24 protein-coding genes and 1 tRNA gene are annotated in these 26,240 nt (G+C 53.8%); 21 read left to right on the top strand and 4 right to left on the bottom strand.

Annotated features, from left to right (window positions below; all coding sequences use genetic code 11):
* The 15 genes from BUA93_RS14480 to BUA93_RS16060 form a co-directional block, all read left to right on the top strand.
* The coding region (locus tag BUA93_RS14480; RefSeq protein ID WP_139258114.1) for an EF-Tu C-terminal domain-related protein at positions 1 to 95 on the top strand (95 nt) is incomplete at its 5' end.
* 12 nt (positions 96 to 107) lie between these two features.
* Positions 108 to 260 carry a 50S ribosomal protein L33 gene (gene rpmG, locus BUA93_RS14475; protein ID WP_072801172.1) on the top strand — a complete coding sequence of 51 codons (153 nt, stop codon included), beginning with the start codon at positions 108 to 110 and terminating at the stop codon, positions 258 to 260.
* 12 nt (positions 261 to 272) lie between these two features.
* Positions 273 to 345: transfer RNA gene (locus tag BUA93_RS14470), tRNA-Trp, on the top strand.
* Between the two features lie 19 nt (positions 346 to 364).
* A complete protein-coding gene (gene secE, locus BUA93_RS14465; RefSeq protein ID WP_072980610.1) occupies positions 365 to 553 on the top strand; it encodes a preprotein translocase subunit SecE in 189 nt (62 codons plus the stop codon).
* A 4-nt stretch (positions 554 to 557) separates the two neighbouring features.
* On the top strand, positions 558 to 1,106 hold the full coding sequence (gene nusG, locus BUA93_RS14460) for a transcription termination/antitermination protein NusG (RefSeq protein WP_072980608.1): 549 nt from the start codon (positions 558 to 560) through the stop codon (positions 1,104 to 1,106).
* Between the two features lie 29 nt (positions 1,107 to 1,135).
* Complete coding sequence (gene rplK / locus BUA93_RS14455; RefSeq protein ID WP_072801175.1) at positions 1,136 to 1,561, top strand: 50S ribosomal protein L11; 426 nt, start codon at positions 1,136 to 1,138, stop codon at positions 1,559 to 1,561.
* Positions 1,562 to 1,600: 39 nt separating this feature from the next.
* On the top strand, positions 1,601 to 2,287 hold the full coding sequence (gene rplA, locus BUA93_RS14450) for a 50S ribosomal protein L1 (protein ID WP_072980606.1): 687 nt from the start codon (positions 1,601 to 1,603) through the stop codon (positions 2,285 to 2,287).
* A gap of 8 nt (positions 2,288 to 2,295) precedes the next feature.
* Positions 2,296 to 2,832: a 50S ribosomal protein L10 gene (rplJ, locus tag BUA93_RS14445; RefSeq protein WP_072980604.1), complete on the top strand. Its 537-nt coding sequence runs from the start codon at positions 2,296 to 2,298 to the stop codon at positions 2,830 to 2,832.
* Positions 2,833 to 2,883: 51 nt separating this feature from the next.
* Entirely contained in the window at positions 2,884 to 3,255 is a 372-nt protein-coding gene (gene rplL / locus BUA93_RS14440) for a 50S ribosomal protein L7/L12 (RefSeq protein WP_072980602.1), read from the top strand.
* 121 nt (positions 3,256 to 3,376) lie between these two features.
* Positions 3,377 to 7,648, top strand: a complete 4,272-nt coding sequence (gene rpoB, locus BUA93_RS14435) for a DNA-directed RNA polymerase subunit beta (RefSeq protein ID WP_072980600.1) — start codon at positions 3,377 to 3,379, stop codon at positions 7,646 to 7,648.
* A gap of 1 nt (position 7,649) precedes the next feature.
* Positions 7,650 to 12,095 carry a DNA-directed RNA polymerase subunit beta' gene (rpoC, locus tag BUA93_RS14430; RefSeq protein WP_072980598.1) on the top strand — a complete coding sequence of 1,482 codons (4,446 nt, stop codon included), beginning with the start codon at positions 7,650 to 7,652 and terminating at the stop codon, positions 12,093 to 12,095.
* 66 nt (positions 12,096 to 12,161) lie between these two features.
* Complete coding sequence (rpsL, locus tag BUA93_RS14425; RefSeq protein ID WP_072980597.1) at positions 12,162 to 12,551, top strand: 30S ribosomal protein S12; 390 nt, start codon at positions 12,162 to 12,164, stop codon at positions 12,549 to 12,551.
* Positions 12,552 to 12,567: 16 nt separating this feature from the next.
* Entirely contained in the window at positions 12,568 to 13,044 is a 477-nt protein-coding gene (rpsG, locus tag BUA93_RS14420; RefSeq protein WP_072980594.1) for a 30S ribosomal protein S7, read from the top strand.
* Between the two features lie 238 nt (positions 13,045 to 13,282).
* Positions 13,283 to 14,410 (top strand): AAA family ATPase, encoded by a 1,128-nt coding sequence (locus BUA93_RS14415; protein WP_072980592.1) that lies wholly within the window; start codon positions 13,283 to 13,285, stop codon positions 14,408 to 14,410.
* Positions 14,411 to 14,448: 38 nt separating this feature from the next.
* Complete coding sequence (locus tag BUA93_RS16060) at positions 14,449 to 15,531, top strand: hypothetical protein (protein ID WP_139258113.1); 1,083 nt, start codon at positions 14,449 to 14,451, stop codon at positions 15,529 to 15,531.
* Between the two features lies 1 nt (position 15,532).
* Here BUA93_RS16060 and BUA93_RS14405 read toward each other — a convergent pair whose 3' ends face one another.
* Entirely contained in the window at positions 15,533 to 16,045 is a 513-nt protein-coding gene (locus tag BUA93_RS14405) for a glycosyl hydrolase (protein WP_254794002.1), read from the bottom strand.
* Positions 16,046 to 16,197: 152 nt separating this feature from the next.
* Complete coding sequence (locus BUA93_RS14400) at positions 16,198 to 17,355, bottom strand: glycoside hydrolase family 26 protein (protein WP_072980588.1); 1,158 nt, start codon at positions 17,353 to 17,355, stop codon at positions 16,198 to 16,200.
* 184 nt (positions 17,356 to 17,539) lie between these two features.
* Here BUA93_RS14400 and BUA93_RS14395 point away from each other — a divergent pair, with 184 nt between their 5' ends.
* From BUA93_RS14395 to BUA93_RS14385, 3 genes are read left to right on the top strand one after another with little or no spacing between them, the layout of a single operon-like run.
* A complete protein-coding gene (locus BUA93_RS14395; RefSeq protein ID WP_072980586.1) occupies positions 17,540 to 18,859 on the top strand; it encodes a GntR family transcriptional regulator in 1,320 nt (439 codons plus the stop codon).
* A gap of 40 nt (positions 18,860 to 18,899) precedes the next feature.
* Positions 18,900 to 19,214: a DNA polymerase III subunit beta gene (locus tag BUA93_RS14390; protein ID WP_072980584.1), complete on the top strand. Its 315-nt coding sequence runs from the start codon at positions 18,900 to 18,902 to the stop codon at positions 19,212 to 19,214.
* A 1-nt stretch (position 19,215) separates the two neighbouring features.
* Entirely contained in the window at positions 19,216 to 21,009 is a 1,794-nt protein-coding gene (locus BUA93_RS14385; RefSeq protein WP_072980582.1) for a penicillin-binding protein activator, read from the top strand.
* A gap of 174 nt (positions 21,010 to 21,183) precedes the next feature.
* Here the strand turns inward: BUA93_RS14385 and BUA93_RS14380 are convergent, their stop codons facing one another.
* The gene (locus BUA93_RS14380) at positions 21,184 to 21,399 is read right to left on the bottom strand and encodes a hypothetical protein (RefSeq protein WP_072980580.1); all 216 of its coding nucleotides are present in this window, start codon (positions 21,397 to 21,399) and stop codon (positions 21,184 to 21,186) included.
* A gap of 475 nt (positions 21,400 to 21,874) precedes the next feature.
* On the opposite strand from BUA93_RS14380, the gene BUA93_RS14375 reads away from it, so the two are divergent.
* Together BUA93_RS14375 and BUA93_RS14370 are read left to right on the top strand one after the other, a co-directional pair.
* Positions 21,875 to 22,813 (top strand): tetratricopeptide repeat protein, encoded by a 939-nt coding sequence (locus BUA93_RS14375; protein WP_254794001.1) that lies wholly within the window; start codon positions 21,875 to 21,877, stop codon positions 22,811 to 22,813.
* 134 nt (positions 22,814 to 22,947) lie between these two features.
* On the top strand, positions 22,948 to 23,613 hold the full coding sequence (locus tag BUA93_RS14370) for a PIN domain-containing protein (protein ID WP_072980578.1): 666 nt from the start codon (positions 22,948 to 22,950) through the stop codon (positions 23,611 to 23,613).
* 276 nt (positions 23,614 to 23,889) lie between these two features.
* Here BUA93_RS14370 and BUA93_RS14365 read toward each other — a convergent pair whose 3' ends face one another.
* Positions 23,890 to 24,804 (bottom strand): hypothetical protein, encoded by a 915-nt coding sequence (locus BUA93_RS14365; RefSeq protein WP_072980577.1) that lies wholly within the window; start codon positions 24,802 to 24,804, stop codon positions 23,890 to 23,892.
* Between the two features lie 117 nt (positions 24,805 to 24,921).
* On the opposite strand from BUA93_RS14365, the gene BUA93_RS14360 reads away from it, so the two are divergent.
* On the top strand, positions 24,922 to 26,238 hold the full coding sequence (locus tag BUA93_RS14360; protein ID WP_175547462.1) for an ABC transporter substrate-binding protein: 1,317 nt from the start codon (positions 24,922 to 24,924) through the stop codon (positions 26,236 to 26,238).
* The last annotated feature ends 2 nt before the right edge of the window (positions 26,239 to 26,240 follow it).

Raw genomic sequence — 26,240 nt, 5'->3', positions numbered from 1 at the left:
TCGCCCCGGTGGCAATGGAAAAGCAGCTCCGCTTCGCAATCCGCGAAGGTGGCCGTACCGTTGGCGCTGGCTCCGTAACCGAAATCATCAAGTAATCGGATAATAAAATGCCCAGAGAACTCATCACGCTCGAATGCACCGAATGCAATCAGCGCAACTATGACTGCGACAAGAACAAGCGTCTTCACCCCTCCCGCGTGGAGTACAAGAAGTACTGCCCGTTCTGCCGCAAGCATACTGTTCACAAGGAAACCAAGTAAGGAAGTCCGAATAGGTCGGTAGCTCAATTGGTAGAGTCACGGTCTCCAAAACCGTTGGTTGGGGGTTCGAGTCCCTCCCGACCTGCTCACTTCCTGGAGTCATTATGCGCAAGATCCAGCAATATGTCAAGGAATCCATCGAGGAACTGAAAAAAGTTACTTGGCCTACTTGGGAAGAACTCAAGGGATCCACCCTCGTCGTGATGCTGTTCAGCGTCATTATGGGTCTTTATATTGCAGGACTTGACGTTGGTTTCTCTTGGATCATTGACAAAATTATGGGAAGAGGTTAATGTTATGCCTGAAATGAAGTGGTATGCAATTCACACCTTTTCCGGTCAAGAAAACAATATTAAGAAACGTATCGAGCAGATGATTGAACGCGAAGGCGTTCAGGAAAAGTTCGGACGGATTCTCTTGCCGACCCGCGAAGTGGTTTCCACCGTTCGCGGTCATCGTCATGTATCCGTGCAGAACGCGATGCCCACTTACGTTTTCATTGAAATGGTGCTGGACGAGCTCACCCAGCATTTGGTGATGAACATCAATGGCGTCACCCATTTCTTAGGAATGACACCCACCAAGAGGGTGGCTATTCCTTTACAACAGAGCGAGGTCGATCGTCTTTTGGGAGTTGATCCTAGTGGCTCCACAGAAGGCGAGATCCAAAATCCGTACTCCATTGGCGAAAATGTCCGCATCAAGGAAGGTCCCTTCAAGGACTTTGTGGGCGTCGTAGACGAAATCATGGAAGACAAGACCAAGATCAAGGTCATGGTGACTGTCTTCGGTCGTTCTACGCCTGTCGAACTTTCCTACAACCAGGTCGAGTCCGACATCGCATAATAGTGCGGTTTTGAAACGGAGATAATACAGTGGCAAAGAAAATCACAGGTTATATTAAGCTCCAGATTCCGGCCGGTGCTGCTAACCCGGCTCCCCCGGTAGGTCCCGCCCTTGGTCAGAAGGGTGTGAACATTATGGAATTCTGCAAGCAGTTCAACGCTAAGACCCAGAACGACAAGGGAATGATTATCCCGGTCGTTATTACGGTCTATGCTGACAAGAGCTTTACCTTCATCACGAAGGTTTCGCCGGTTCCTGCCCTCATCAAGAAGGCAGCCGGAATTGAAAGCGGCTCTGGCGAACCCAACCGTAAGAAAGTTGGTAAGCTCACCAAGGCCCAGGTCCAGGATATCGCCCAAAAGAAGATGCCGGATCTAAACACAATCGACCTCGAAGCCGCTATGCGCATGGTCGCGGGCACCGCTCGCTCCATGGGTGTTGAAGTGGTTGACTGAGGCAGGTAATTCACCGTTACGTATCTGACAGGAAACACCATGTTCAGAGGAAAAAAATACAAGAAGATTGCTGAAAGCATCGACCGTAACAAGGCTTACGATCTTGCTGAAGCAGTCCAAATCCTTAAAAAGTCCGAATTGAAGTTCGACCAGACGGTCGAAATCCACTTCAATCTCGGTGTGGACCCAAAACATTCCGACCAAGTGGTTCGTGGCACTGTTGTGCTGCCGCATGGTACCGGTCGTCAGGTCCGCGTCTTGGTTTTCTGCAAGGACAATAATCTTGAAGTTGCAAAGAACGCAGGCGCAGACTACGCTGGTGGTGCTGACTTGGTTCAGAAGATTCAGGAAGGCTGGCTGGACTTTGATTCCGTCGTTGCTACTCCCGACATGATGCCGGTGATTAGTAAGGTCGCTAAGGTCCTCGGTCCTCGCGGTTTGATGCCTTCTCCGAAGGCCGGCACGGTTACGGTTAACGTGGCCCAGACGGTTAAGGAACTCAAGGCTGGTAAGATCCAGTACCGCGTTGACAAGGGCGCCAACGTCCATGCCCCCGTAGGCAAGCTCTCCTTCGGCGTTGATCAGCTGGTTGAAAACACCAAGGCTGTGATCGACTCCGTCGTCAAGAACAAGCCTCAATCTTCTAAGGGCACCTACATTAAGAGCCTTACGTTGTCTGCAACGATGGCTCCGGGCATCAAACTTGATATGGCACTGACGCGATAGGAGACACCATGAAAGCTGTAGTTAAAAAACAACAGACTGTGGACGCGCTCGTCGAGTCCTTCAATGGCGCTACCGCCGTCTATCTGCTCAATTATCAAGGCATGACCGTAGAAAAGGACAATGCCCTTCGCAAGGCACTCGCATCTAAGGGTGTGAAGTACCACGCTGTGAAGAACACTCTTCTCAAGCGCGTTCTCGCTGCCCTCAAGGTCGAAGGTCTCGACGACCTCCTCACCGGAGCTACCTCCGTGATGGTCGGTTTCGAAGAAGACCCGCTTCTGCCTGCTCGCGAAATTGAAGCATTCCACAAAGCAAACCCCGATTTCTTGGTTGCCAAGAGCGTGTACCTTGATGGCAAGGCGATGCCTGGCTCCGAAGTCGTGAACCTCTCCAAGATCCCGGATCGTAAGGGCATGATCGCTCAGATCGTCTCCATCGCTCTCGGACCTGGCTCCACGATCGCCGGTCAAATCAAGACACTCCAGGAAAAGCTGGAAAAAGAATCGGGCTCCGAAGCTGCTCCCGAAGCCGCTGCGGAAGCTTAACAACAAACCACAAACCAAAAAATTTAAACGGAATAATCGGAGAAACACATCATGGCAACTGATATCAAGGCACTGGGCGATCAAATCGTTGGTCTTACCCTTCTCGAAGCCAAGGCTTTGGCTGACTACCTTAAAGAAACCCACGGCATCGAAGCTGCTGCCGGTGGCGCCGTCGTAATGGCCGCTGCTGCTGCCGCTCCTGCTGAAGAAAAGACTGAATTCGACGTGATCCTCGTCGAATGCGGCGCTAAGAAGATGGACGTCCTCAAGGCTGTCCGCGCCATCACCGGTCTGGGCCTCAAGGAAGCTAAGGACCTGGTCGAAAAGGCCAACAGCGTGGTCAAGGAAGCTATGCCGAAGGCTGACGCTGAAAAGCTCAAGAAGGACCTGGAAGATCTCGGAGCAAAGGTCGCTCTGAAGTAATGCTTTCACTTCATTGACTATTATACGCCAACTGCCTGCACTTTATGTGCGGGCTTTTGGTGTATTAAGTTTTTTTGCTATTTTTTGATAAAAAAGCTCTTCACCGGATGAGGTATTTCAAATGACCACGGAGCGAAAAAGTTATTCCTCCAACAAGTTCCAGCTGGAACTCCCGTACCTGATCGAAGTCCAGAAGGCTTCGTACGAGCAATTCCTCCAGAAGGAAATTCCGCAAGAAAAACGTCTTAAGGTTGGGCTGGAACGCGTGTTCCAGGATATTTTCCCCATTACCGACGTCAAGGGTCTTTACTCCCTTAATTACGAAGGCTATTATTTCGGTATCCCGAAGTACAGCATCCCTGAATGCCGTGAGCGCGGTCTCACGTATTCCATGGAGCTTTACGCTACCCTTTCCCTCCAGATTTTCGAGGAAGATGGCGAAGATCGCAAGCTCAAGGAAGAAGTCAAGAACGACGTCCTTATTTGCGAACTCCCGATCATGACTGAAAACGGTACGTTCATCGTCAATGGCGCTGAACGCGTTGTCGTTTCCCAGTTGCACCGTTCCTACGGTATCAGTTTTGACGAAGAACTCCAGCCCAGCGGCCGTTCCGACTACAAGAGCCGCATTATTCCGCACCGCGGTGCCTGGGTGGAATTCAATACCGAAGGCGACACCCTTTACCTCATCATCGACCGCAAGAAGAAGCTTGCCGCGACGACCATGCTCCGCTGCATCGGTTTCGAGACCACGCAGGACATCCTGAAGCTGTTCTACAAGAAGACCGAAGAAGTCTCCGTGGAAGAAATGGCCGAACAGTTCGACGAAAACGGCGTCTGCGTGCTCATCGACCGCATCCTGTTCGAAGACGTCATCGACACGAGCTCGGGCGAAGTGGTCCTTGCCGCTAACGATGTCATCGACGAGATGAAGCTCGAAACGCTCCGTCAGAGCAACGTCGAAAAGATTGTCCTCCTCTCCAAGGACGAAGACAACCTCCTTATCCACTACACCCTCGCTGCCGACAAGTCCAAGTCCCGCGAAGACGCCCTCAAGGCCATCTACTCCGTGACGCACCAGCAGCAGGATGAAGCTCCGGACATGCGCACTGCCGAACTCTACTTCGACAGCCAGTTCATTTCCGATCCGCACAAGTACGATCTCGGCGAAGTGGGCCGCTATCGCTTGAACGCAAAGATTTATAGCCGCTCCGAAATCCGCGACGTCCTCGCTGAACAGGGCGACGAATTCAAGATCCCAGCCCTCACCGACATGACCATGAGCAAGGCCGACTTCCTTGCCATCATCGAATACATGGTCGGTCTCTACAACGGCACCGAAGGCTACGCCCTGGACGATATCGACCACCTGGGCAACCGCCGCACCCGTTCCGTGGGCGAACTTCTTGCCAACCAGATTTCCGTGGGCCTCTCCCGTATGTCTCGCGTGATCCGCGAGAACCTGAACCTCCACGGCGAAGACGAACAGACGACTCCGCGTGACCTCGTGAACACCCGTATGGTGAGCTCCGTCGTGCAGTCCTTCTTCGGATCGAGCCAGCTGTCCCAGTTCATGGACCAGATGAACCCGCTTTCCGAACTGACACACAAGCGTCGTCTCTCCGCTCTCGGCCCCGGTGGCCTTTCCCGCGAACGTGCAGGCTTCGAAGTCCGTGACGTGCACTACACTCACTACGGCCGTCTCTGCCCGATCGAAACTCCGGAAGGCCCGAACATCGGTCTTATCAACTCCCTCGCTTCCTTCGCCGTGGTGAACCACTTCGGCTTTATCGAGACTCCGTACCGTATCGTGGGCCTCATCGACTTCAAGGATGCCAAGGGCAACGTCGTGAAGATCCCCGAATCCAAGTGGCACTTCGGTATCTTCAAGGCTTTCGTGCACGACCCGCACCTGTTCCTGGAACTCGAACTCACCAGGAAGCAGATCGACTCCGTGCGCATGAACCTCGACATCAAGCAGCGCGACCTGTTCGACGGTTTCGTGAACAAGGTGTTTGCTTTCAAGGATGTCGATGGCAACGTGACTTACTACCGTAACGGTTTCACCGTCGATGACTTCAACGGCAAGGCCGACTACGAACAGGTGGGCACTGTGGTCGAACAGATCGTTTCCGACTACATCACCTTCCTCACCGCCGACGAAGAAGACGCTTTCAAGGTGGCTCCGGCTTCTACCGAACTCACCGAAGACAACCGCTTCAAGGGCGACATGGACGGCTACGTGATCGTCCGCGACAAGAGCGAATATCCGCACCTCATGCGCCAGGACAGCTTCGCTCTCGACGACACCGAAACCGAACGCATCGACCTCATGGACGTGGCCCCGATGCAGATCGTGTCCGTGGCCGCTGGTCTTATCCCGTTCCTGGAACACGATGACGCTAACCGTGCATTGATGGGTTCCAACATGCAGCGCCAGGCGGTGCCTCTGCTCCGCGCCGAAGCTCCGATCGTGGGTACGGGTCTCGAACGCCGCGCCGCTCTCGACTCGGGTACGGTCGTCCGCGCCAAGCACGACGGTAAGGTGACTTTCGTCGACGCACGCAACATCACCGTGCAGCGTGGCAACATGGTCGACGGCAACTTCGTGCCGCTCACCGGTCTTGGCGAAGACTACGAATTCCTCGGCAAGGATCCTATCGATACTTACGTGCTCCGCAAGTTCGAGCGCTCTAACCAGGATTCCTGCATCAACCAGAAGCCGATCGTTGACGTGGGCGACTTCGTGAAGGCTGGCGACGTGCTGGCTGACGGTGTGTCGACCGACCACGGCGAACTGGCTCTCGGTAAGAACATCCTCATCGGCTTCCTCCCCTGGAACGGTTACAACTACGAAGACGCCGTTATCATCTCGGAAGAACTCGCCATCAAGGACACCTTCACTTCTATCCATATCGAAGAATACGAAATGGAAGTCCGCGATACCAAGCGCGGTCCGGAAGAACTCACTCGCGAAATTCCGAACGTCGGCGAAGACGCTTTGCGCAACCTCGACGAAAACGGCGTGATCCGCGTCGGTGCCGAAGTGACTGCCGACGATATCCTCGTGGGTAAGGTGACGCCGAAGGGTGAAACTGAACTTTCTCCGGAAGAACGCTTGCTCCGCGCCATCTTCGGCGAAAAGGCCGGCGATGTCCGCGATTCTTCCCTCAAGGCTCCTCCGGGAATGAAGGGCGTGGTTCTCGAAACCCGCATCTTCAGCAAGAAGGACAAGGCCGACAAGAATAGCAAGGAAAAGGACCAGGAAACGATCAACGAGATCCGCGCCAACTTCCAGGCTCAGATCGACAAGATCAAGGCTTCCTGCTCCGAACATTTGTTCGAACTCCTCGGCGGCAAGGCTGCCGGCAAGGTCATGGACAACGAAACTCACGAACTCCTGATTCGCGAAGGCCAGACCTACACCGAACAGAACCTCTCCGTGATCGACGTGACCAAGGTGTCCCCGTCTTCTACCTTCGTGGTGGGCGACGACGAACTCCAGGAAAAGGTCCTTACGCTCGTGCTCGTTGCTCGCGACAACCTCGATACCCTGACCCGCACCATGGAAAAGGAAATCGACAAGGTCACGAAGGGCGACGAACTCAAGCCGGGCGTGCTCAAGTGCGTCAAGGTCTACATCGCGAAGAAGCGCTGCCTCTCCATCGGTGACAAGATGGCTGGTCGCCACGGTAACAAGGGTGTGGTTTCCAAGATCGTTCCGGTCGAAGACATGCCGTTCACCGAAGACGGTCGTCCGCTCCAGATTCTTCTGAACCCGCTGGGCGTGCCTTCTCGTATGAACATCGGTCAGGTGCTTGAAGTTCACCTGGGCTGGGCTGCAAAGACCCTCGGCTTCAAGGTGACGACTCCGGTGTTCGACGGTGCCAAGTTCGAAGATATCTGCAAGGAACTCGAAAAGGCTTACCAGAAGAACCCGATCGTGAACTACGAAATGGATCCGGACAACAACAAGATTATCGGTAAGGCCAAGCTCTATGACGGCCGTACCGGTGAAGCCTTCCTGAACCCGGTGACGATCGGTTACATGTACTACCTGAAGCTCGGTCACTTGGTGGACGACAAGATCCACGCCCGTTCTATCGGTAGCTACGCTCTCGTGACCCAGCAGCCTCTTGGCGGTAAGAGCCAGTTCGGTGGCCAGCGCTTCGGTGAAATGGAAGTGTGGGCTATGGAAGCTTACGGCGCCGCTTACACGCTGCAGGAACTCCTCACCGTCAAGTCTGACGACGTGCAGGGCCGTTCCAAGGTGTACGATGCCATCGTTCACGGTCAGAACACTCCGAAGCCGGGTGTTCCTGAATCCTTCAACGTTATGATCCGCGAAGTTCGTTCTTTGGGTCTCAATATTCAGACCAATGGAGATAAGTAATATGGTCGAAGAAATTGAACGCGACAATTCTGGCGATATTTCGATTCACCTCGCCGCTCCGGAAATGATCCGCAGCTGGTCCCATGGTGAAGTGACCAAGCCCGAAACCATCAACTACCGTTCCTTCAAGCCTGAAAAGGATGGTCTTTTCTGCGAAAAGATCTTTGGACCGGTGAAGAACTGGGAATGTAACTGCGGTAAGTTCAAGCGCATTCGTTACAAGGGTGTCGTCTGTGACCGTTGCGGCGTGGAAGTGACTCACTCCAACGTGCGCCGTAAGTACATGGGCCACATCGAACTTGCTATTCCCCTGACCCACACCTGGTTCGTCCGTAACCAGCCGTGCGTCATCGGCGCCCTCCTGAACCTTTCTACCAAGGACCTCGACAACATCATCTACTACGAAAAATATGTTGTCATCGATCCGGGTGACGCCGACCTCGAACCGAACGCTCTGATTGATGAAGCCCAGTACCAGGACCTCACCAACGAAGGCCGTACTTTCGACGCCAAGATGGGTGCTTCCGCCATCAAGCAGCTGCTTGACCGCGTGGACCTCACCGCCCTTTCCGCCGAACTCCGTACGCAGGCCCTGTCCAAGTCCAAGACCAAGCAGGACGACGCCCTCAAGCGCCTCAAGGTGGTGGACGCCTTCCTCAAATCCCAGCGCGAAAGTTTCCGTAGCTACTACGAAAATCCGGAAAAGGCCATGAAGGCCGATTCCCAGCAGCCGTGGCTGCGTGGCCTCGCCGAAGCCGTCGCCGAATTCAAGGCCGACTACGAGACCAAGCACGAGAACTTCATCGTGGCAGACGCCTACGAAGATTTCCGCCACCGCTATCCGAACGAAGCCCGCTTGCTCGCCAACCAGCCGTCTTGGATGATCCTCGACGTGCTTCCGGTGATTCCGCCTGACCTGCGTCCGCTCGTTCCGCTCGAAGGCGGCCGTTTCGCAACGTCCGACCTGAACGAACTCTATCGCCGCGTCATCAACCGCAACAACCGTCTGAAGAAGTTGATCGACCTCCGCGCCCCGAACGTGATTCTCTGCAACGAAAAGCGTATGTTGCAGGAAGCCGTTGACCAGCTGTTCGACAGCGGCCGCCGCACTGCCCGTGCAGGCTCCGCCCGTCCGATGAAGAGCCTCGCCGAACTCCTGAAGGGTAAGCAGGGCCGCTTCCGTATGAACTTGCTCGGTAAGCGTGTCGACTACTCCGGTCGTTCCGTGATCGTGGTGGGCCCGGAACTTCGTATGCACCAGTGCGGTCTGCCGAAGCGCATGGCTCTCGAACTTTACAAGCCGTTCATTATCCACCGTCTGGAAGAAGAAGGTATCGTCTATACCCTCAAGTCCGCCAAGAAGTACGTGGACGCCGAACGTCCGGAAGTGTGGGACATCCTCGAAGAAATTATCGAAGACCACCCGGTGATGCTGAACCGTGCCCCGACGCTTCACCGTCTGGGTATCCAGGCGTTCTACCCGCGCCTGATCGAAGGTAACGCAATCCGCCTTCACCCGCTCGTCTGTACCGCATTCAACGCGGACTTCGACGGTGACCAGATGGCATGCCACCTTCCGCTGTCTTTCGAAACGCAGCTCGAATGCCGCGTTCTCATGCTCTCTTCGAACAACATTCTTCACCCGGCATCCGGTCAGCCGATCGCTGTTCCCGGCCAGGATATCGTGCTCGGTCTGTACTACCTGACCAAGCCGCGTCCGGCCCGTAAGGGTGAAGGCATGCACTTCTTCGACGCTGCCGAAGCCGTGCGCGCCTACGAAAACGGTGCTGTCGATCTGAACGCTATCGTTTATCTGAAGCTCAAGGCCGGCCAGAAGGTCTACATGGGCGCCCTCGAAAAGGATGCCGTGTGCCTGCGCGAATCCGCCGACGACAATGGCAATATCGAAGTCGCTGTCAAGGCTGGCGAAAAGATCAAGTTCCTTATCCTTAAGGAAGACAATGTTATCAAGACGACCGTCGGTCGTATCATCTTCAACGAGTTCGTTCCGAAGGAACTCGGCTACGCCAACGAAACCTTCGGCAAGAAGGTGATTGCGAAGTCCATCGACGACCTGTACCGCCGCACCGGTAACCGCGTGACCGTGGATTACCTGGATGACCTGAAGGCGAACGGTTACAAGTGGGCTACCCGCGCCGGTTCTTCTGTGGCTATCGCCGAAATGGTGATCCCGAAGGAAAAGCAGGAAATGCTCGACAAGGCTGCCGAACAGGTTTCCCGCATCCGTAGCCTCTATGAAGACGGTGTGATTACCGACGGTGAACGTTATAACCAGACGATCGACGTCTGGTCCAAGACGACCTCCGAAGTTGCTGCCAAGCAGTGGGACTTGCTCTCCAGCGACCGTGACGGCTTCAACCCGGTCTACATGATGGCCGACTCCGGCGCTCGTGGTAGCCGCGAACAGATTAAGCAGCTGTCCGGTATGCGTGGTTTGATGCAGAAGCCGATTAAGCAGCTCGGTGGTCAGGAAGTTATTGAAAACCCGATTAAGTCCTGCTTCCGCGAAGGCCTGAACGTGATGGAATACTTCATCTCGTCTCACGGTGCTCGTAAGGGTCTTGCTGATACCGCCCTTAAGACGGCTGACGCTGGTTACCTGACACGCCGTCTCGTGGACGTGGGCCAGGACCTCGTGATTACCGAAGAAGACTGCGGTACCACGAACGGCATCGAAGTTTCTGCGTTCAAGGACGGTGACGATACCGTGATTGCTCTTGAAGAACGTCTCCTCGGTCGCGCTCCGGTGGACGACATCAAGCACCCGGTGACTGGCGAAGTGATCGTCAAGGCCGGCGAACTCGTGACCGAACGTGACCTCGCGAAGATTTCTGCGACGGGTCTCGAACATATCAAGATGCGCTCGGTGCTCACCTGCGATTCCCGCAACGGTGTCTGCTCCAAGTGCTACGGCCGTATGCTTGCTTCCGGTCGTCCGGTTGACCTGGGCGAAGCCGTGGGCGTGCTCGCTGCACAGTCTATCGGTGAACCGGGTACGCAGCTTACCCTCCGTACCTTCCACATCGGTGGTGCTTCTTCCCGTCTTACTGTCGAAAGCGACAAGAAGGCAACCGTCGATGGCCATATCGAACTCGAACAGGTGGAAACCGTCGAACACGAAGGCCAGAAGGTCGTTACCAGCCGCATGGCTGAACTCGTTATCTTTGACAAGACCGGCATCAACAAGGGTCGTTACCAGATTCCGTACGGCTCTATCCTCCATGTCGAAAACGGCCAGACGGTGAACGCTGGCGACGTGATGTTCGAATGGGATCCGTATAACAGCCCGATTATCAGTAACGTTTCTGGTAAGGTTGTTCTTACGGACATGGTTGAAAACCGCACCTACCGTTCCGAAACTGACGAAGTGACGGGCGTGGAAACCTGGACCGTGATTAGCGACAAGCAGCACGGCAAGAAGGACCTCCACCCGGCTGTTACCATCGTCGATTCTTCTAACACGAAGATCGGTAACTACATGCTTCCGGACGGCGCTATCCTTACCGTTAAGGCTGGCGAAATGGTGACCGTCGGTCAGACTGTTGCAAAACTTCCGCGCGCTGCCGGTAAGACCCGCGACATTACGGGTGGTCTTCCGCGCGTGGCCGAACTCTTCGAAGCTCGCGTTCCGAAGAACAAGGCGTTCATCGCTCCGATCGACGGTCTCGTCGAAAAGATCGAAGAAGTCCGCAACAATCAGGTTGTTTATATTAAGATGGATGACCAGGAAGAGAAAGTGCTGGTTCCCCGCGGCGTCCATCTGGCGGTCAACGAAGGTGACCGTGTCCACATTGGTCAGAAGATCAGTGAAGGCAGCGTGGATCCCCACGATATCCTCGACGTCCTTGGTCCTGAAGAGGTCCAGCGTCACTTGGTGAACGAAATCCAGGCGGTGTACCGCCTGCAGGGTGTGGCTATCGCAGATAAGCACATCGAATGTATCGTCCGCCAGATGATGCGTAAGGTTCGCATCAAGGATTCCGGAGACTCCGAACTGCTTCCGGGCGAAGAAATTTCCAAGGCACGTCTGCGCGCAATCAACGATCAGTTGACTGCTGTCGGCAAGACTCCGGCGACCTTCACGCCGATGCTCCTTGGTATCACGAAGGCTTCCTTGGCGACAGACAGCTTCATTTCTGCCTGCTCGTTCCAGGAAACCACAAAGATCCTTACCCGCGCTTCCATCGAAGGTAGCGTAGACCCGCTCTTGGGCCTTAAGGAAAACGTGATTATGGGTCGTCTTATCCCGTGCGGTACAGGAGCCCGCCACCTGAGGAACGTCCAGGTGGTGGATGCCGATGCCGAACTGGATGCCGCGGCTCGGCCTATGGGTATTCAGGGCGAATTTGACGAATCCGCCGACAACGGAATCCAGATGTTGGATAACGAAATCGGCATCAATGACGAAGAAGATTCGGAGAATTAACCCTAAGTACTTGAAAAACTTGGAAAAAGAAACTATATTTGCACTCCAAAATCTAGGAGATTAACAGTGCCAACTATTCAACAGCTCGTCCGCAACGGACGCGAACAGATCAGCAACAAGACCGCTTCCGTGGCCTTGAAGTCCTGCCCCCAGAAGCGCGGTGTTTGCACCCGCGTGTACACCAGCACCCCGAAGAAGCCGAACTCCGCTCTTCGTAAGATTGCCCGTGTGCGTCTTTCCAACAAGATGGAAGTGACCGCATACATTCCTGGCGAAGGCCACAACCTCCAGGAACACTCCATCGTGCTCATCCGCGGTGGTCGTGTGAAGGACGTCCCCGGTGTTCGTTACCACATCATCCGTGGTACTTTGGATACCCAGGCTGTGAACGGTCGCCAGAACGGCCGCTCCAAGTACGGTGTTAAGAAGAAAGGTGCCGCTCCGGCCAAGAAGTAAGGAAAGGAAGTAATCTATGTCTAGAAGAAGAAAGGCTCTCCATCGCTCCATCCTCCCGGATCCGCGTTACAAGTCCACGCTCGTTACCGAACTCGTCGGTGTCGTGCTGAAGCAGGGCAAGAAGACCATCGCTGAACAGATCGTCTACACTGCTCTCGAAAACCTCGGCCAGAAGCTCGAAGGTCCGGAAACTCCGCTTGAAAAGTTCGAACTCTGCCTCGAAAACATCAAGCCGCGTCTCGAAGTGAAGTCCCGCCGTATCGGTGGTGCAAACTACCAGGTTCCTATGGAAGTTGCACCGGACCGCGCCAAGGCTCTCGCTCTCCGCTGGCTCCTTGATGCCGCCCGTAACCGCAACGAAGCCAACATGGCTGACCGCCTTGCTGCCGAACTCGTTGCCGCCAAGAACGGTGAAGGCAACGCTGTCCGCAAGAAGAACGACACGCACAAGATGGCCGAAGCCAACAAGGCATTCGCCCACTTCCGTTTCTAATTCTTGCATTAGCACGGAATTATCCTAGAGGAAGGCTCCGCTTTAAAAGCGGAGCTTTTCTGTATTTATGCGGAATGCCGAGTGTTGTCATCCCCGCCTACCTGTCCTCGCGCCTGTCCTCGCTTGACGGGGATGACGGGGACGAGCGGGAATCTTCATTATCCGATTAGGATTATCCAAAAAAGATAATCTTTTTTGGATAAAAATTGTATATTTACGGTATAGACGAGGTTTCGCTATGGATAATGCCGTAATCAATCCTTTTTTGACATCTGGTTATTTGAGTGCAGAGTATTTCTGTGACCGTGAAGAAGAAACTAAGAAACTTACCCGTTTGCTTACGAATGGCAATAATGTGGCGTTGATATCTTCACGCCGCATGGGAAAAACTGGGCTCATTAGGCACTGCTTTGCGCAACCGAAAATCGTCCGTAGTTATAACACCTTTATAATTGATATTTACGCGACCAAGAATCTTGGCGATTTAGTCTATGAGATGGGACGCCAGATTGTGAGTGCGTTAAAGCCGCGCGGCAAGAAGGCTATTGAATCTTTTGTTGATGCCGTAAAATCCTTGAGGGCAGGAATATCTTTTGATGTGCAAGGGTTACCTTCGTGGAATGTTGAACTTGGCGATGTCCAGACTCCGGCAATTACGTTAGAAGAGATCTTTGCGTATATTGAAAGTGCAGATAAGCCGTGCTTGATAGCTATTGACGAGTTTCAGTCTATTTCGAGCTATCCGGAAAAGAATATTGAAGCGACTTTACGCACTTATATACAGAATTGCCATAATGCGAATTTTGTCTTTGCGGGTTCTGAACGGACAATGATGGGCGAAATTTTTGTATCGGCGGCGCGTCCTTTTTACCAAAGTGTGTCCATTATGAATTTGAATGTAATTCCCGAAGGTAAGTATTCTGAATTTATAAAGTACCACTTTGAAAAGAATGGACGAAAAATTGATGATGATTCAATTCATGAGGCGTATGCGCGATTTGGCGGTGTGACGTGGTACATCCAGAAAATCATGAATTATGCCTATTCCATTACGGATAAAGGCTGTGCTTTTTATGTTGCCCAATTAGATGAAACAGTAGAGGATATCGTTGAGGAAAATTCTGAGATATACAAGAATATGCTGTTCCTTTTGACGCCCCCGCAAAAAATGCTCCTCATTGCAATCGGAAAAGAAGGGCGTGTTTCGCAAATTACAGGCCGTCAGTTCTTAAAGAAATACAGCCTTTCTGCAAGTAGTGTCCAAAAGGCGTTAACGGCCTTGCTCGAAAAGCAGATTGTTACGAATAACCAAGGTGTTTATGAAGTTTACGACAGGTTTATGACGATATGGCTCAGCTGGGGGTGATTTTTTTATATTGTCCATAGTCGTTTTAAGGAGAAAGAATGAATAAATATTTATCAATTGTTTTTGTTCTGTTGTTCGTTGCTTGTAGCGATGAGAATCCAATAAATAATCCAATTGATGTAATTGCGATGTCTTCTGACTTGGAACAGTCTTCGTCAAGTGAAAATGTTCAGTCTTCATCTGCTAAAAAGGGCGTATCATCGTCAAGTAAGGAATTATCGAAATCATCGAGTTCGGTACGCTCTTCTTCAAGTGCAAAAGTTTTATCGTCAAGTTCTGTTTTGTCATCGTCATCTAGCTCGGCAAGTTTGTCGTCTAGTGCTGAAATTTTTGAATCTTCAAGTTCCGTGCAATCGTCGTCAAGTGTTGTGTTAGAGTCTTCGTCTAGCGAGGTATTTTCTTCTAGTTCGGTTACAATATCTTCTTCAAGCGAAGTTTCATCTTCTAGTGTCTATGTGAAAGTTTGCGGACCAGAACCCAGTTCGTTGGACTTGGAAGAGGTTTTTGAAAACCAAAGCAAGGCTGTATATCCAGATACTTCTGAATACCAAATAAAGATATATATAAACTCTCCTGGAGTTCTTGAAATGAATTTTGGGATGGCTATTCTTACTGCGGGACCAGACAAGTCGATTACAACCGTCAAGAATAATTTAGTTCAAACGGAAACAGTTCGTAATAATGGGCGTATAAAAGTGACTGATTTAAAAACGGGAAAGGTTTTACCCTTGTCTGATGCTGAAACCAATCTCATGGATTTTAGACAGTTTGTAGGAACGCCGGAAGACTATTCTGGAGCTTCTTTTGAAGATGGCCTATGGAAATTGTCTCCTAAAGATGATGCTGGAAAAATCTTGTATTATTCGGCTTGTGAAGAAAGAATTATGAAGATTTTTTATGTTTCGGGCGATACTGTGACGACCATGAATTATTCATATTTTGATGAACTTGCCGATTTTCCTGGAACTGTTAAATCTATGAATTTGGAAAGATCCGTTTATTTAAGAGATGCCGCTATGCGTGACTATATAAAGTCCGATTCCATGAAGGTTTTCATGGAATGGAGCTTGTATAAGATAAAACAAAGGCATCTCCTGCCAGGTAAGCTGTTTGATATATAGATTAGGATCCCTTAGCTTTTGTTCTCATCTTCGCAATGCCCGTCTTCCACGCGTTGACGGCATCTTGCGAGGTGTTGAGCGCCCAGTCGCCTTCGTAGTCCTTGCTTTGGCTGAACCACATTACGGCGAATACGCGTGAGTAGTCGGTGCGGAAATGCTCAAACATGTCGGCGATCCATTCGGCCTTGCTCCCTCCTTTTTCGGAGCTGGAAATTTCGGCAATGAAGAGAGGCTTGTCGATGCTTGCGAGGGCCTTGTAAGCGTCATCGAAAAATTGCGCAAAGGATTTCCAGCTGGACCTGCTTTGACTCTTGCCCCAGTTGTAACCGTCGATGGAAATGTAGTCGACGTATTCGTCACCGGGATAGTTGCCTGTGAGCGTGGCGCCTTCGCCGTGGTTCGTGACATTCGTGGTCCATACCCATTTGACGTTCTTGACGTTTTCGTTGCGGAAAATCAGAATTATTGGTGATGTTCCCTTTTGCGTGCATACAAATTCTAAGAGCCGTTTCAATCGGTCAAAAACTCGGCTCTGATTGATTCCATGAAGCGGCGATTATGGGTATTCCGTTTGGAGAAGCTTAGTAGGAATAAAAAATCCCCACTCTAGCGTTTTGAAGGAGCTAGAATGGGGGTTGTCCAAGGAGTTTTAAGAATAAGTTTTGTTTAGCGCTTCACGGATAACTTGTAAATGCTTTGTGCGTTTGCCTTGGGTACGTCGATGGCGTGTTCGCCCGGGGTAAAGTGCTGCACGGCGCTCTGCCACAAGATGCGGCCCTGGTAGTCGAACTGCACGACGCTTGCCTTTAGCGCTTTGTCGGTTTGCATGTAGAGTTTGCCGTCTTGCAGGCGAAAGGAGTTGCCGGCGGCTCTCCCGGTAGGCTTGATAGCCGTGTTGCCGCTGTCGGGGTCTGCGGCTTTCATCTTGGCGATGCCGGCCTTCCAGGCGTCAACGGCGGCCTGCGAGGTATTGAGCGCCCAGTCGCCTTCGTTGGCTTCTTTGCTCTGGCTGAACCACATCACCGCGAATACGCGGGAGAAGTCAGTGGCGAAATGCTCGAACATGTCGGTAATCCATTCGGCCTTGTTGCCGCCCAGTTCGGAACTGGAGATTTCGGCGATGAATAGCGGCTTGTCGATCTTGGCGAGAGCATCGTACGATTTTTTGAATACCTGCGAGAAGGTCTGCCAGTTGGACCAGCTCTGGCACTTGCCCCAGTTGTAACCGTCGATGGAGATGTAGTCGACGTATTCGTCGCCGGGATAGTTGCCAGTGAGCGTCGATCCTTTTCCTGCATTCGAGGCGTTGGTCGTCCACACCCACTTTACGTTGGTGACGTTTTCTTCGCGGAAGATGTTCACGATATGGCGGAATGCCTCGGCGACGTTCGCGTCGGTGTTGCCGGCGCCGGCCTTGCCCACGCCCCAGTCGTACCAGTCACCGTTCGCTTCGTGGAGCGGCCTGAGCCAGATTTCTTCGCCGTAGTTCTTGACACCCTTCGCGTAGTCGCGGATGTAGCTGTCGGCCATGCCGTCGACCAAGTCCTGGGCGCCGTACCCGTTCGCCATCCAGGTGACCACCAGCGTGGAACCGTTTTCCTTGGCCACGTTGGCGTATTCTTCGGTTGCGTTCCAGTCGTTGATGTCGAAGAGCGCGAAGTAACTGATGAGGTCGACGTGCGAGCCCTGCAGGTCCTGGAAAGCCTGCACGTTTTCCTGCGTGGGCTGCGGGTACTGTCCCGGGCCGCCGACCCATGCGCCGACCTGGAATGCCATTGCCGCTACGGGAGCGACACACATAGAGAGGAATAGTTTCTTGTTCATATAAACCCCGTTTGGCGTTAAACGCCGGTGATATTGTTTTACTTTACTAAAGATAGGTCGCGATGCTTGCATATTCGCAATAAATTGTGTATATTAACGCTAAAGTGTATCTAGTGTTATTTCGTGTGTGTTCGCCATGTCAAGTTTATTCGGAATTTGTTCCAAATGATGCGGGAGGTGTTCGGTGACGGTCGACGATTTTTGCAGGTGGATTGAATCTTCCGGATTCAAGGATGGCGCAAGGCTTCCGTCGGTGCGCAAGGTGGCGTCGTCGTCGGGAGCCTCGACGTTTACCGTTTTCCAGGCGTACAAGAGGCTGGTGGAGCAGGGCAGGATTTACGGGGAACACGGCAACGGCTATTTCTGGGGAAAGAAGCCCGAGATCGTGATAGAGCCGGGCGAACGCGAGACCGAACGGCTGGAACGCCTGCTTCTAGAAGACTGGAAATCCCGCAAGATTTCGGCAGACAGCACGCTCCCCTCGATAAAGGACCTTTGCTCGGTTTACGGGACTACGCTGGGGTCCATGAGCCGTACCCTCGAAATGTTGCGCAATCGCGGCGTTCTTGACCGCAGGGGGCGCGGCCGCTACTACTTCAGGAACTCCAGGCCCGAATCGCCTAGCCAGAAGGAAATCCTCCTGGTGATGCGCTGCAACCCGAACGGGGACTTTAACGGTCTCGGCGAACGTGAACTCACGTTCATGCGCCTGGTGTACGACGAGGCGCGCCGCAGCGGCCTGAGGGTCCGGGCGCTGGGCTATTTCGAAAAGGACGGGGTTTTCCTGGATGCGGCCGGGAACCGTGTAAGGCTCGAGGACTGCAGCGAGTGTTTCGGCGCAATCGTCTCGACCATGCTGGTGTTCAATGTCAACCGGCTCTTCGCGTTGCTTGCGAGCACGCGGTTTCCGGTATCGGTGTGGTGGGAACATCCGCTCTACGACATTCCGCGGGCTTTAAAGAAGGAAAAGCGCTACGCATTCTTCAACCTGGCTTTCGGAGATTTCCCGGGCCGTGCCGTGGGGCATTTCCTGAAGAAGAAGGGGATGGAGCGTATCGCCTTTGTATCGCCTTACCACATGAGCATGTGGTCGGTGGATCGCCTGCGCGGGCTCAAGAAGGTGGGACTCAAGGTGGTCGAGGCGACAGACGCGACGCATGCGAGTCCGTTCGACTTTATGCAGGAATCCGGCGCGCACGAGCATTTTTGCCGAATACTGTTTTCGCTTGTCGCGAACCTGCCGCCTGTGGACGCGTGGGTGGTCGTGAACGACCGTGTGGGGGTGGAACTCCTTTCGATGGTGAACCGTGGCGAGCTTGCGCGGCCACCCTACATGGTGTCTTTCGACAATTCTACCGACAGCTACCGTTTCCGCCTGGATTCTTTCGAGTTCAGCCTTGCCGCCCTCGCGGAACAGTCCGTGTTCCACCTGGTGTCCCCGGGAGTTACTTTATACAAAAAAGACGATTTTAGGGAACTTTCGGGCCATGTAGTGGAAAAGTAGCGGGAATGCTCGACCCCCATTTAACTATATTTGGGTCGATATGGCTTTATGCATTGAATCTGATCATTTGGAAAAGGTCCAGAGGATCCTCGCTCTCCATTTCGAAGGAATGGAAGTTTGGGCCCATGGCGCCCGTGTGTCGGGGGTGGACCTGACTCCTGAAACGGAACTGGAACTGGTGGTGATTTCCGAAAAGCCCCTTTCCTTCGAAGTGATGACGGCCATCGAGAAGGCCTTCGTCGATAGTGGACTTCCGTTCCGTGTCGATGTCATTGATTGGGCGAAACTGCCCGAGTCCCTCCAGAAGCAAATCAAGAAAGAACACGAGGTGGTTCAGTCCGCCGCGGAATCTTAATATGAAATGTCTTTTACCGTTTGTTTTGGCCGCAGGCCTTGCGACCACCCTGTTTGCCCAAGACGAAATCGCCCAGGCAAAATCGCTCATCCAGAATGGCAGGTGCGCCGAGGCGGTTGCCCCCCTGCAGAAGCTCTACAAGTCCAGCTTCCGTAAGCCCGCAGGCGAAAAGGCCGCCGTGATGCTTGCCGAATGCTATATGCGCGACCACAAGCGCGACGAGGCTCTGAAGCTTTCTTCGAGGTTCCTGGAATACTACGTGAACTCGGCCTACCGCGAACGCATGGAACTCGCGAACGCCATCGTGATGGCGGAACGCGGCAACGTGTACGAGGGCGTGGAATCGATGCTCCGCATTCTCGCCTACACCAAGAACCCCGCCGCGAAGAGCCGCACCAAGGATGTCGCCATCCAGACGATTGCCGCCTCCCTTTTGACGGCGGACCAGCTGCAGGCGCTCCTGGAAAAGTATCCGGTGGACAAGGACGTTATCGGCTGGCTGCAGTTGCAGATCGGCCGCGAATGCCAGAACTCCAGGCGCTACCGCGCCGCCCGCTACTGGTACAAGAAGGTCTTGGCCGGTGGGGTAGCGGAGAACCTTTCCAATACGGCCCAGAGGGGCCTTGAATCGCTGGAAGGCCAGGGTGCGGGCATGCCGACGGTGTTGGTGCTTGCGCCGCTGTCGGGTGACTTCGCGGAGTTCGGAGCCGCGGCTATCCAGGGTGTCATTCTCGCTCACGAAAAGGCGGGGCTCCAGGGCAAGGTGAACCTGCGCGTGGCGGATACCCGTGCGGATGCCGCCCAGGCGCTGCTCCGTACGCAGCAGGCGGTGAACCAGGACAGCATTGTCGCCGTGATTGGACCTATCATGAGCGCCCCCGCGGCGACCGTTGCCGCATGGCTCGGCAGCAACTTCCAGAATATCCCGATGCTTACCCCGACGGCGACCGACGACGGCATCGCGAAGATGGGACCGAACATTTTCCAGGTGAACATCACCATGGACAATCTCGCGAAGAGCATCGCGGACTTTGCGACCAAGTGCCTTTCCATCCGCGAATTCGCGGTCTTAAGCCCGCTGGGCGGTTACGGCGCCTCCATGTCGCAGAGCTTTACGCAGGCGGTGGAACGCCGCGGCGGAAGTGTGGTGGCGTTCCGCAACTACGAGGAAGGCCGTCCTGACTACAAGACTGAATTCAGTCTGCTTCGTGACGTGCGTTTCAAACAACTGAACCGCCGCCAGAACATTGCGCGCGGCGCCGCCGACCTCGACGCGGTGAACGCCAAGGAACGCCGCTTCTACATGCAGGATTCCACGTTCAACATTCCGGGAATCTTCATTCCGGCGACGAACCCGGGCGATGCGGGCCTCATGGCGGGCCAGGTGGCCTTCAACAAGATTTCGGGCGTGCTGCTGGGTGCATCCGGCTGGTACGGCCGCGAACTGCTGATCCAGGGCAAGCGCCAGGTGGACAGCTCCTACTTCAGCGTGCCGGCCATGGACATGGACGGCAACAACGAGAACCTGAAGAAGTTCGTGGGCGACTTCAAGGAACGCTGGGGCGACGAACCCGGCGAGGACAAAGTGAGCGGCCTCAGCTACGATGCGGCGAATATCGTGTTCAGCTCGCTTGCGAAGAAGCCGAACAGCCTTACCAACGCCATCAACAACACGGCGAATTTCCCGAGCGTCTACGGCGAAATCAAGTTCAAGCGCGGAGTGAACATCAACGCGAAGATCGTGACCGTGAACAAGGGCAAGTTCGAGACGGTGGAAGGCTGCCCTGCCAAGTAGCGAAGGGGCGCTGCTCGAGGCGAACCGGAGCGTGACTCGAACTCAAGTCTCGCGAAATAAGATTAAAAAAATTCCGCAGCGGCGTGCTGCGGAATTTTTGTTTCTAGGAGGAGAGAGTCTTTATATAATCAGGACGGTATTCCCTTCGGTTGTTCGGGAAAGACTTTTTCGGCTTCAGTCTTCTTCGCAGGAAGGGCAGAGGGAGGCTGCCACGTAGTCGGGCGAATCGCCGTTGCGGTAGTACGCGTGCAGGCTGTCGTCGTCCAGAAGGTCGTCCAGGTTGCCGCCACCCGCTGCGTCCAGTTCGGCTTTCACGCGGTCCTTGAACGCCTTGAAACCGGAATGGATCATGTAGAATGACAGTGCAGATGTTTTATGGAAGAGCTTCATAAGACCTCCGTCTTTTTTCGATACCGTTAGTTGTTTGTTGCGTTACATGTTTATTTGTTGTTGAAATGTTGAAAAAGTGTTTATTTCTTAACACCAGTTATAGATTATTTTTATTTGTCGGGCAAGGTGCTTTGGGAAAAGGGACGAAAATAACATCTTTTTGTAATTTTTGCGAAAAATGGAAAATTTGAGCGTTTTTCTGAGTGCGGAATCGTAACTCATTGTTTGTCAACGATTTACGGAACGAAAATGTTTCTTTGTTGAAAAAAGTGCGGCTCGCGCCGATTATTCCAATTTGGAATAAAAAATATCGTCTGTGGAAGCCGCGAAGCAGGCGGGAGAATGTGCTTGGCGGTCTGGGGATTTGTGAATAAATTGTTTACGAAAGTTTTTTATCCATAGTTTATCAACAGATTTGTATGTAAATGCGGGCCTTATTGCGGTTTTCCCACTCCTATTTTCTACCTTTGTGTCTATGTTTTTGCGAATTCTGACGACGATTGCGCTGTGTGCGGTCTGTACCTGGGCGGGAGATGTCCCGTCGCTCAAGTTGTCCGCGGGCCAGAACGACCTGTGGGTCAGGGCAACTTCTGCCACGATGGCGCTCCGCTACGGCGATGCCATGGAGCTCGCGAAAAAGCTCCGCTCCGAAAACGAGGGCGCGGGCTGTGTCCTGGAAAATGTCGTGCGCATCAGCGTTTACGACGACAAGGGCGATACGGCTGCCCTGCAGAAGGCGGGTCAGCTACTGGAAAAATGCAAGACGGAGGGACTCTGGGATGCGCTCCGCAGGTTCGAGATGGGCTATGTGCAGGGCGAGACGGGGCATTCCGTGAAGGGGGCCATGACGACGCGTTCTGCGGCGAAGGCCTTCGAGGATTCCGAGGAGCTCGAGGCGCGTGCGTTCTTCGCGATTTACGCCTACTACATCGACAAGAGTTTCAGCTGGGTGCCGTTCAAGTCGGATAACCGCGAGGCGTACCTTGCGACTCTCGACAGTGCGTCGGAGAAATCCGAGCGTTTCTGGCCGCTGTTCCTGACGCCGCTTATCTGGATGCATTACGATAAGGAAGATTTCTCGAAGGGGCTCAAGCTCGCCGAGCGCGGCCTCGCGAAGGCTCCGGGCAATCCCGTGATGCTGCAGATCAAGGCGGACATGCTTTACCGCCTGAAGCGCTACGACGAGGCGGCTGGAATCTGCGAGAAGAGCGCCGCCGATTACCTGAAGCGTACCGGCGCAAGTATCCGCTACTGGTGCTCGGTGCTGAACTTGGTCCGTATCTACCACGATGCGGGCAAGAAGGAAAAGGCGGCGGAATGGCGTGCCAAGTTGGACAGTCCGAAGTTCAGGGCACTCAAGGGCTGGATGCCCGGGTCTCTGATGGACGACCTGGAAAAAAGAAAGTTACTTTGATTCGTCGATGCCGATTTTGAAGCGGAATCGGCAATTTCTAATTTGTTTACAAAATTTTACCGTAAAAAGGGCATGTGGGCTCCTGAAAAAAGCGTGTTAAGAAATAGGCACGTTTTTTTTCGGAGGTTTACACCATGGAGCCTTTGCGCGTCGGGTTCTTTCTTGACGGATATACGCTGAAGAAGGTCAACGAGTATTACCGGAACCATCACCGGTTCCGTTCACAGCTGGATTTCAGGAGCCTGAAGTCGTGGGTGCAGATGCAGTCGCTCAAGTATTTCGAGAAGGGAAACTTCCGCGACCTGGAGCTTGAGGCGCATTATTACCACCCCTACCGGAACCCGCATATCTACAGGGAATACCACGAGGGGGCCATCCGGTTGCAGCACGAACTGGAGCAGGCGGGGTACAGCGTGCATTATAATCCGACCGCTCCGGTCGAGGGGACGCTCGGGCCGAACATGGCGCTGATGGAAGATGCGCTGCTGTTCGCGGTCTACCGCAAGCTGGACGCCGTGGTGCTTTTCAGCACGCAGGGGCAGTTCGCCCCGCTCCCGAGTCGCCTGGGGCTGATGGGAGTGCCCACGCTGCTGCTGGGCTGGAGCTTTGTGTACCCCAAGGCGAAACGCAACGTTTATTGGAAGACCGACCCCTGCCTCAGGGACCGCTGCGCCCATTATGTGGCCATGGAGAAGGTCGTCGACAGGACTCCCAATTCGACGCAGGGACCGAGCGGGTTCTTTTTCCAGTGCGAGCATCCCTTTGAACGGAGCCATTCTGCACCCGGCCGCAAGAGCTAGGCCGCTTTCTAGATTCCTCGACCACAGGCGACGGCGGGCGGTCCGACCTCAAGCGGACTGCCTGCCGTTGTTCGTCCGTGAGCACGAACGGTCATCTGTGAGCAATAAACGCCTCGTATTAACGAGGCGTGATTGCGAGAGTGAGTGCGCTCGTATTGTCTAGTGGCAGTGAGCACGAACGGTCATCTGTGAGCAATAAACGCCTCGTATTAACGAGGCGTGATTGCGAGAGTGAGTGCGCTCGTATTGTCTAGTGGCAGTGAGCACGAACGGTCATTATAGTTTATCGGCTTGTTTCTTTTCCCACGGGGAGAGGAAGTACCAAGTGATTCGGGCTCCGAGGTACCAGGTGTCGCCGACATTGTCTGTTCCGTCTTCTTCATAGAAGATGTTGAATCCTTCGACGTCGAGATCGTTGTAGCGCACGAAACGGTATCCGCCGTATCCGCCCAGGCCGAGGCGTCCGAGCTCGATGCGGAATTCGAGTTCGCCGGTCACGGTCGTCGCCATAGTGCTGTAGAAGCGGTCACGCGCGAGTTCCGTGTGTTCGGGTTTCCCCCTTTCTTGAAGGGTGAACTCCGAGGCGAAGTGGAAATTGATCATGTTGAAGCCGAAGCCGATAGAGGGTATCAGGTTGATGAAGGTGTGTTCGCCGAAAAGTTTCCAGCCGAACATCCAGTCGGCGCCGTAAGAGAACCATTCGACATCGTAGAGAGTCCATGGTGTTTTTTTCGGAGCGACATCCTGGGCACCTGCGGGGTAGCCTTCGATGTTGGCTGTGTAGGAATTTGCAGGGCGTTCGGAAGTCTGCATCGGCATGAAGTTGATATCGAACCAGGTCAGGAACTGCTTGTACTGGGCGCCGATGTTCACGTGTAGACCCAGATAGTAGTCGTTGAACTTGTCGTAGCCTGGAAGCCTGCTGTAATAGGAAAAGGTCGTGTCGACGGTATTAGTGTCTTTGTCGATGTAATAGCCTTCCGCTTGGTGGCCCCAGTTTGAAAATGCCGTATTGTTCACGTAGCGCTGGAATTCGCTACGCATGCCGCGGTAGTCCGCGCCAATCGAAATGAACCCGCGGACGTGGTCCTTTTCGTAAAAACCTTCTTCGACATCGGCGAATGCGCCGGTGGTGAGTGTGAGCAGGCTCAGGGCCACGATGCTCAAAAAAGAGGCTATCTTTGTTTTCATAAAAGATTCCGTTGCTAGTATACGTCATATAAAATACATTATGTTTTGGGTTTTTGGCACAAAAAAATGCATAAGATGTTAAAAATCAACGGTTTACGATCTTTTTTGGGAGTTATTATGTTGAATTTTTGTGGAAAAATGGTCGCAAGAGGTGCTCTGGTGCTCCTGGGGGCGGTTTTCTCGCTCCTGTGCTCGGCCTGCGGTAATGGTGGTCAGTCCGGTAAGTCGGACGGGTGCGGTGAACTTGCAACCCTGGAATACGCGAGAAACCTGAAGATGGGCAGCCCCTGCGACGAGAACCTGTTGGAGGTCCGTTCGGTCGTGGGTCGTGACACGCTGGTCAAGCGTTTCGCGTTGCGCAAACGGGCCGAAGGGGAAGGCGCGGCCGAGGGCGTCGTGGATCTTTCGCATGGGCGTGCCAAGGAGACTGTTCTGCGTGTGCCGCTCGAAAGGGTGGTTGCGCTTTCGTCGGCGCAGGTCGGGTTCCTGCTTCGCCTGGGGCTTATGGACCGCATCGTGGCGGTGGGCGAGGGAAAGTATGTCGCGAATAGTGCCCTGTATGCGCGGGTGCAGCGGGGCGAGGTCGCCGAGGTCGGGAACGGAACGTCGATTTCGCTGGAGAAAATTCTGGCGGTTCGGCCGGACCTGGTGATGGACTTTGCTACGGGCGGCAGCCAGGATGATTACGAACGAATTAATAGCCTCGGGATTCCGTTGATGCTGACTTCGGAATGGCAGGAGGAACATCCGCTCGCGAAAATTGAATGGATTAAGTTGTTTGGAAAACTGTTCGGCGTGGAAGCTCGAGCCGATTCGATTTATGAACAAAGTAAGAATGCGTACTTGCAGGTTGCAAATGGGGGCGTTGCGGGGGGGGACCCCGCTAGAGGGGGTAGCGAGCAACAACGTGTGAGCGAGGGGGAGACTTCCCCCGACAAGTCAGAAGTAGAGATTGCTTCGCCTTCGGCTCGCAATGACACAGTCCCTTGTCCTCGGGTGATTGCGGGGATGAACTACGGCGGAGTCTGGTACGCTCCGGGCGGCAACAGTTTTACGGCGCACCTCATTCGGGATGCAGGAGGCTGCTACCTGTGGGCATCGGACACCAGCCGCGAACTTACGTTTACGCTGGAAGAGATCATGCTCGTGGCGGACAGCGCCGATGTGTGGGTGAATCCGGGGGCGTTCTCGAGTGCGGAAGACATCCTTGCCGCGGAGCCGCGCGTCAAGCACATCAGGGCGTTCCGGGAAAAACGCGTGTGTCAGAATGACGGGCGCAAGGGGCCGGGCGGCGGTAACGATTTCTACGAGTCGGCGGTGGCATACCCTGCCGAACTGCTCCAGAGTTTGCGGAACTGTATACAGAATGCAACGAATGGGGCTGATTCTGCCCGAAAGGAATTTGACTGGTACCGCAATATTTTTATCTTTTAGAA

This window comes from Fibrobacter sp. UWH4 (assembly GCF_900142475.1).
Classification (GTDB): domain Bacteria; phylum Fibrobacterota; class Fibrobacteria; order Fibrobacterales; family Fibrobacteraceae; genus Fibrobacter.
The sequence above is the reverse complement of the archived record's forward strand: the minus strand, read 5'-3'. Positions and strand labels throughout refer to the sequence as shown.

Excerpts from the sequence above, each read along its gene's own strand:
- rpmG (WP_072801172.1), top strand. The coding sequence starts at position 108 with ATGCCCAGAGAACTCATCACGCTCGAATGCACCGAATGCAATCAGCGC.
- secE (WP_072980610.1), top strand. The coding sequence starts at position 365 with ATGCGCAAGATCCAGCAATATGTCAAGGAATCCATCGAGGAACTGAAA.
- nusG (WP_072980608.1), top strand. The coding sequence starts at position 558 with ATGCCTGAAATGAAGTGGTATGCAATTCACACCTTTTCCGGTCAAGAA.
- rplA (WP_072980606.1), top strand. The coding sequence starts at position 1,601 with ATGTTCAGAGGAAAAAAATACAAGAAGATTGCTGAAAGCATCGACCGT.
- rplJ (WP_072980604.1), top strand. The coding sequence starts at position 2,296 with ATGAAAGCTGTAGTTAAAAAACAACAGACTGTGGACGCGCTCGTCGAG.
- rplL (WP_072980602.1), top strand. The coding sequence starts at position 2,884 with ATGGCAACTGATATCAAGGCACTGGGCGATCAAATCGTTGGTCTTACC.
- rpoB (WP_072980600.1), top strand. The coding sequence starts at position 3,377 with ATGACCACGGAGCGAAAAAGTTATTCCTCCAACAAGTTCCAGCTGGAA.
- rpoC (WP_072980598.1), top strand. The coding sequence starts at position 7,650 with ATGGTCGAAGAAATTGAACGCGACAATTCTGGCGATATTTCGATTCAC.
- rpsG (WP_072980594.1), top strand. The coding sequence starts at position 12,568 with ATGTCTAGAAGAAGAAAGGCTCTCCATCGCTCCATCCTCCCGGATCCG.
- BUA93_RS14415 (WP_072980592.1), top strand. The coding sequence starts at position 13,283 with ATGGATAATGCCGTAATCAATCCTTTTTTGACATCTGGTTATTTGAGT.
- BUA93_RS16060 (WP_139258113.1), top strand. The coding sequence starts at position 14,449 with ATGAATAAATATTTATCAATTGTTTTTGTTCTGTTGTTCGTTGCTTGT.
- BUA93_RS14400 (WP_072980588.1), bottom strand. The coding sequence starts at position 17,355 with ATGAACAAGAAACTATTCCTCTCTATGTGTGTCGCTCCCGTAGCGGCA.
- BUA93_RS14390 (WP_072980584.1), top strand. The coding sequence starts at position 18,900 with ATGGCTTTATGCATTGAATCTGATCATTTGGAAAAGGTCCAGAGGATC.
- BUA93_RS14385 (WP_072980582.1), top strand. The coding sequence starts at position 19,216 with ATGAAATGTCTTTTACCGTTTGTTTTGGCCGCAGGCCTTGCGACCACC.
- BUA93_RS14380 (WP_072980580.1), bottom strand. The coding sequence starts at position 21,399 with ATGAAGCTCTTCCATAAAACATCTGCACTGTCATTCTACATGATCCAT.
- BUA93_RS14375 (WP_254794001.1), top strand. The coding sequence starts at position 21,875 with ATGTTTTTGCGAATTCTGACGACGATTGCGCTGTGTGCGGTCTGTACC.
- BUA93_RS14370 (WP_072980578.1), top strand. The coding sequence starts at position 22,948 with ATGGAGCCTTTGCGCGTCGGGTTCTTTCTTGACGGATATACGCTGAAG.
- BUA93_RS14365 (WP_072980577.1), bottom strand. The coding sequence starts at position 24,804 with ATGAAAACAAAGATAGCCTCTTTTTTGAGCATCGTGGCCCTGAGCCTG.
- BUA93_RS14360 (WP_175547462.1), top strand. The coding sequence starts at position 24,922 with ATGTTGAATTTTTGTGGAAAAATGGTCGCAAGAGGTGCTCTGGTGCTC.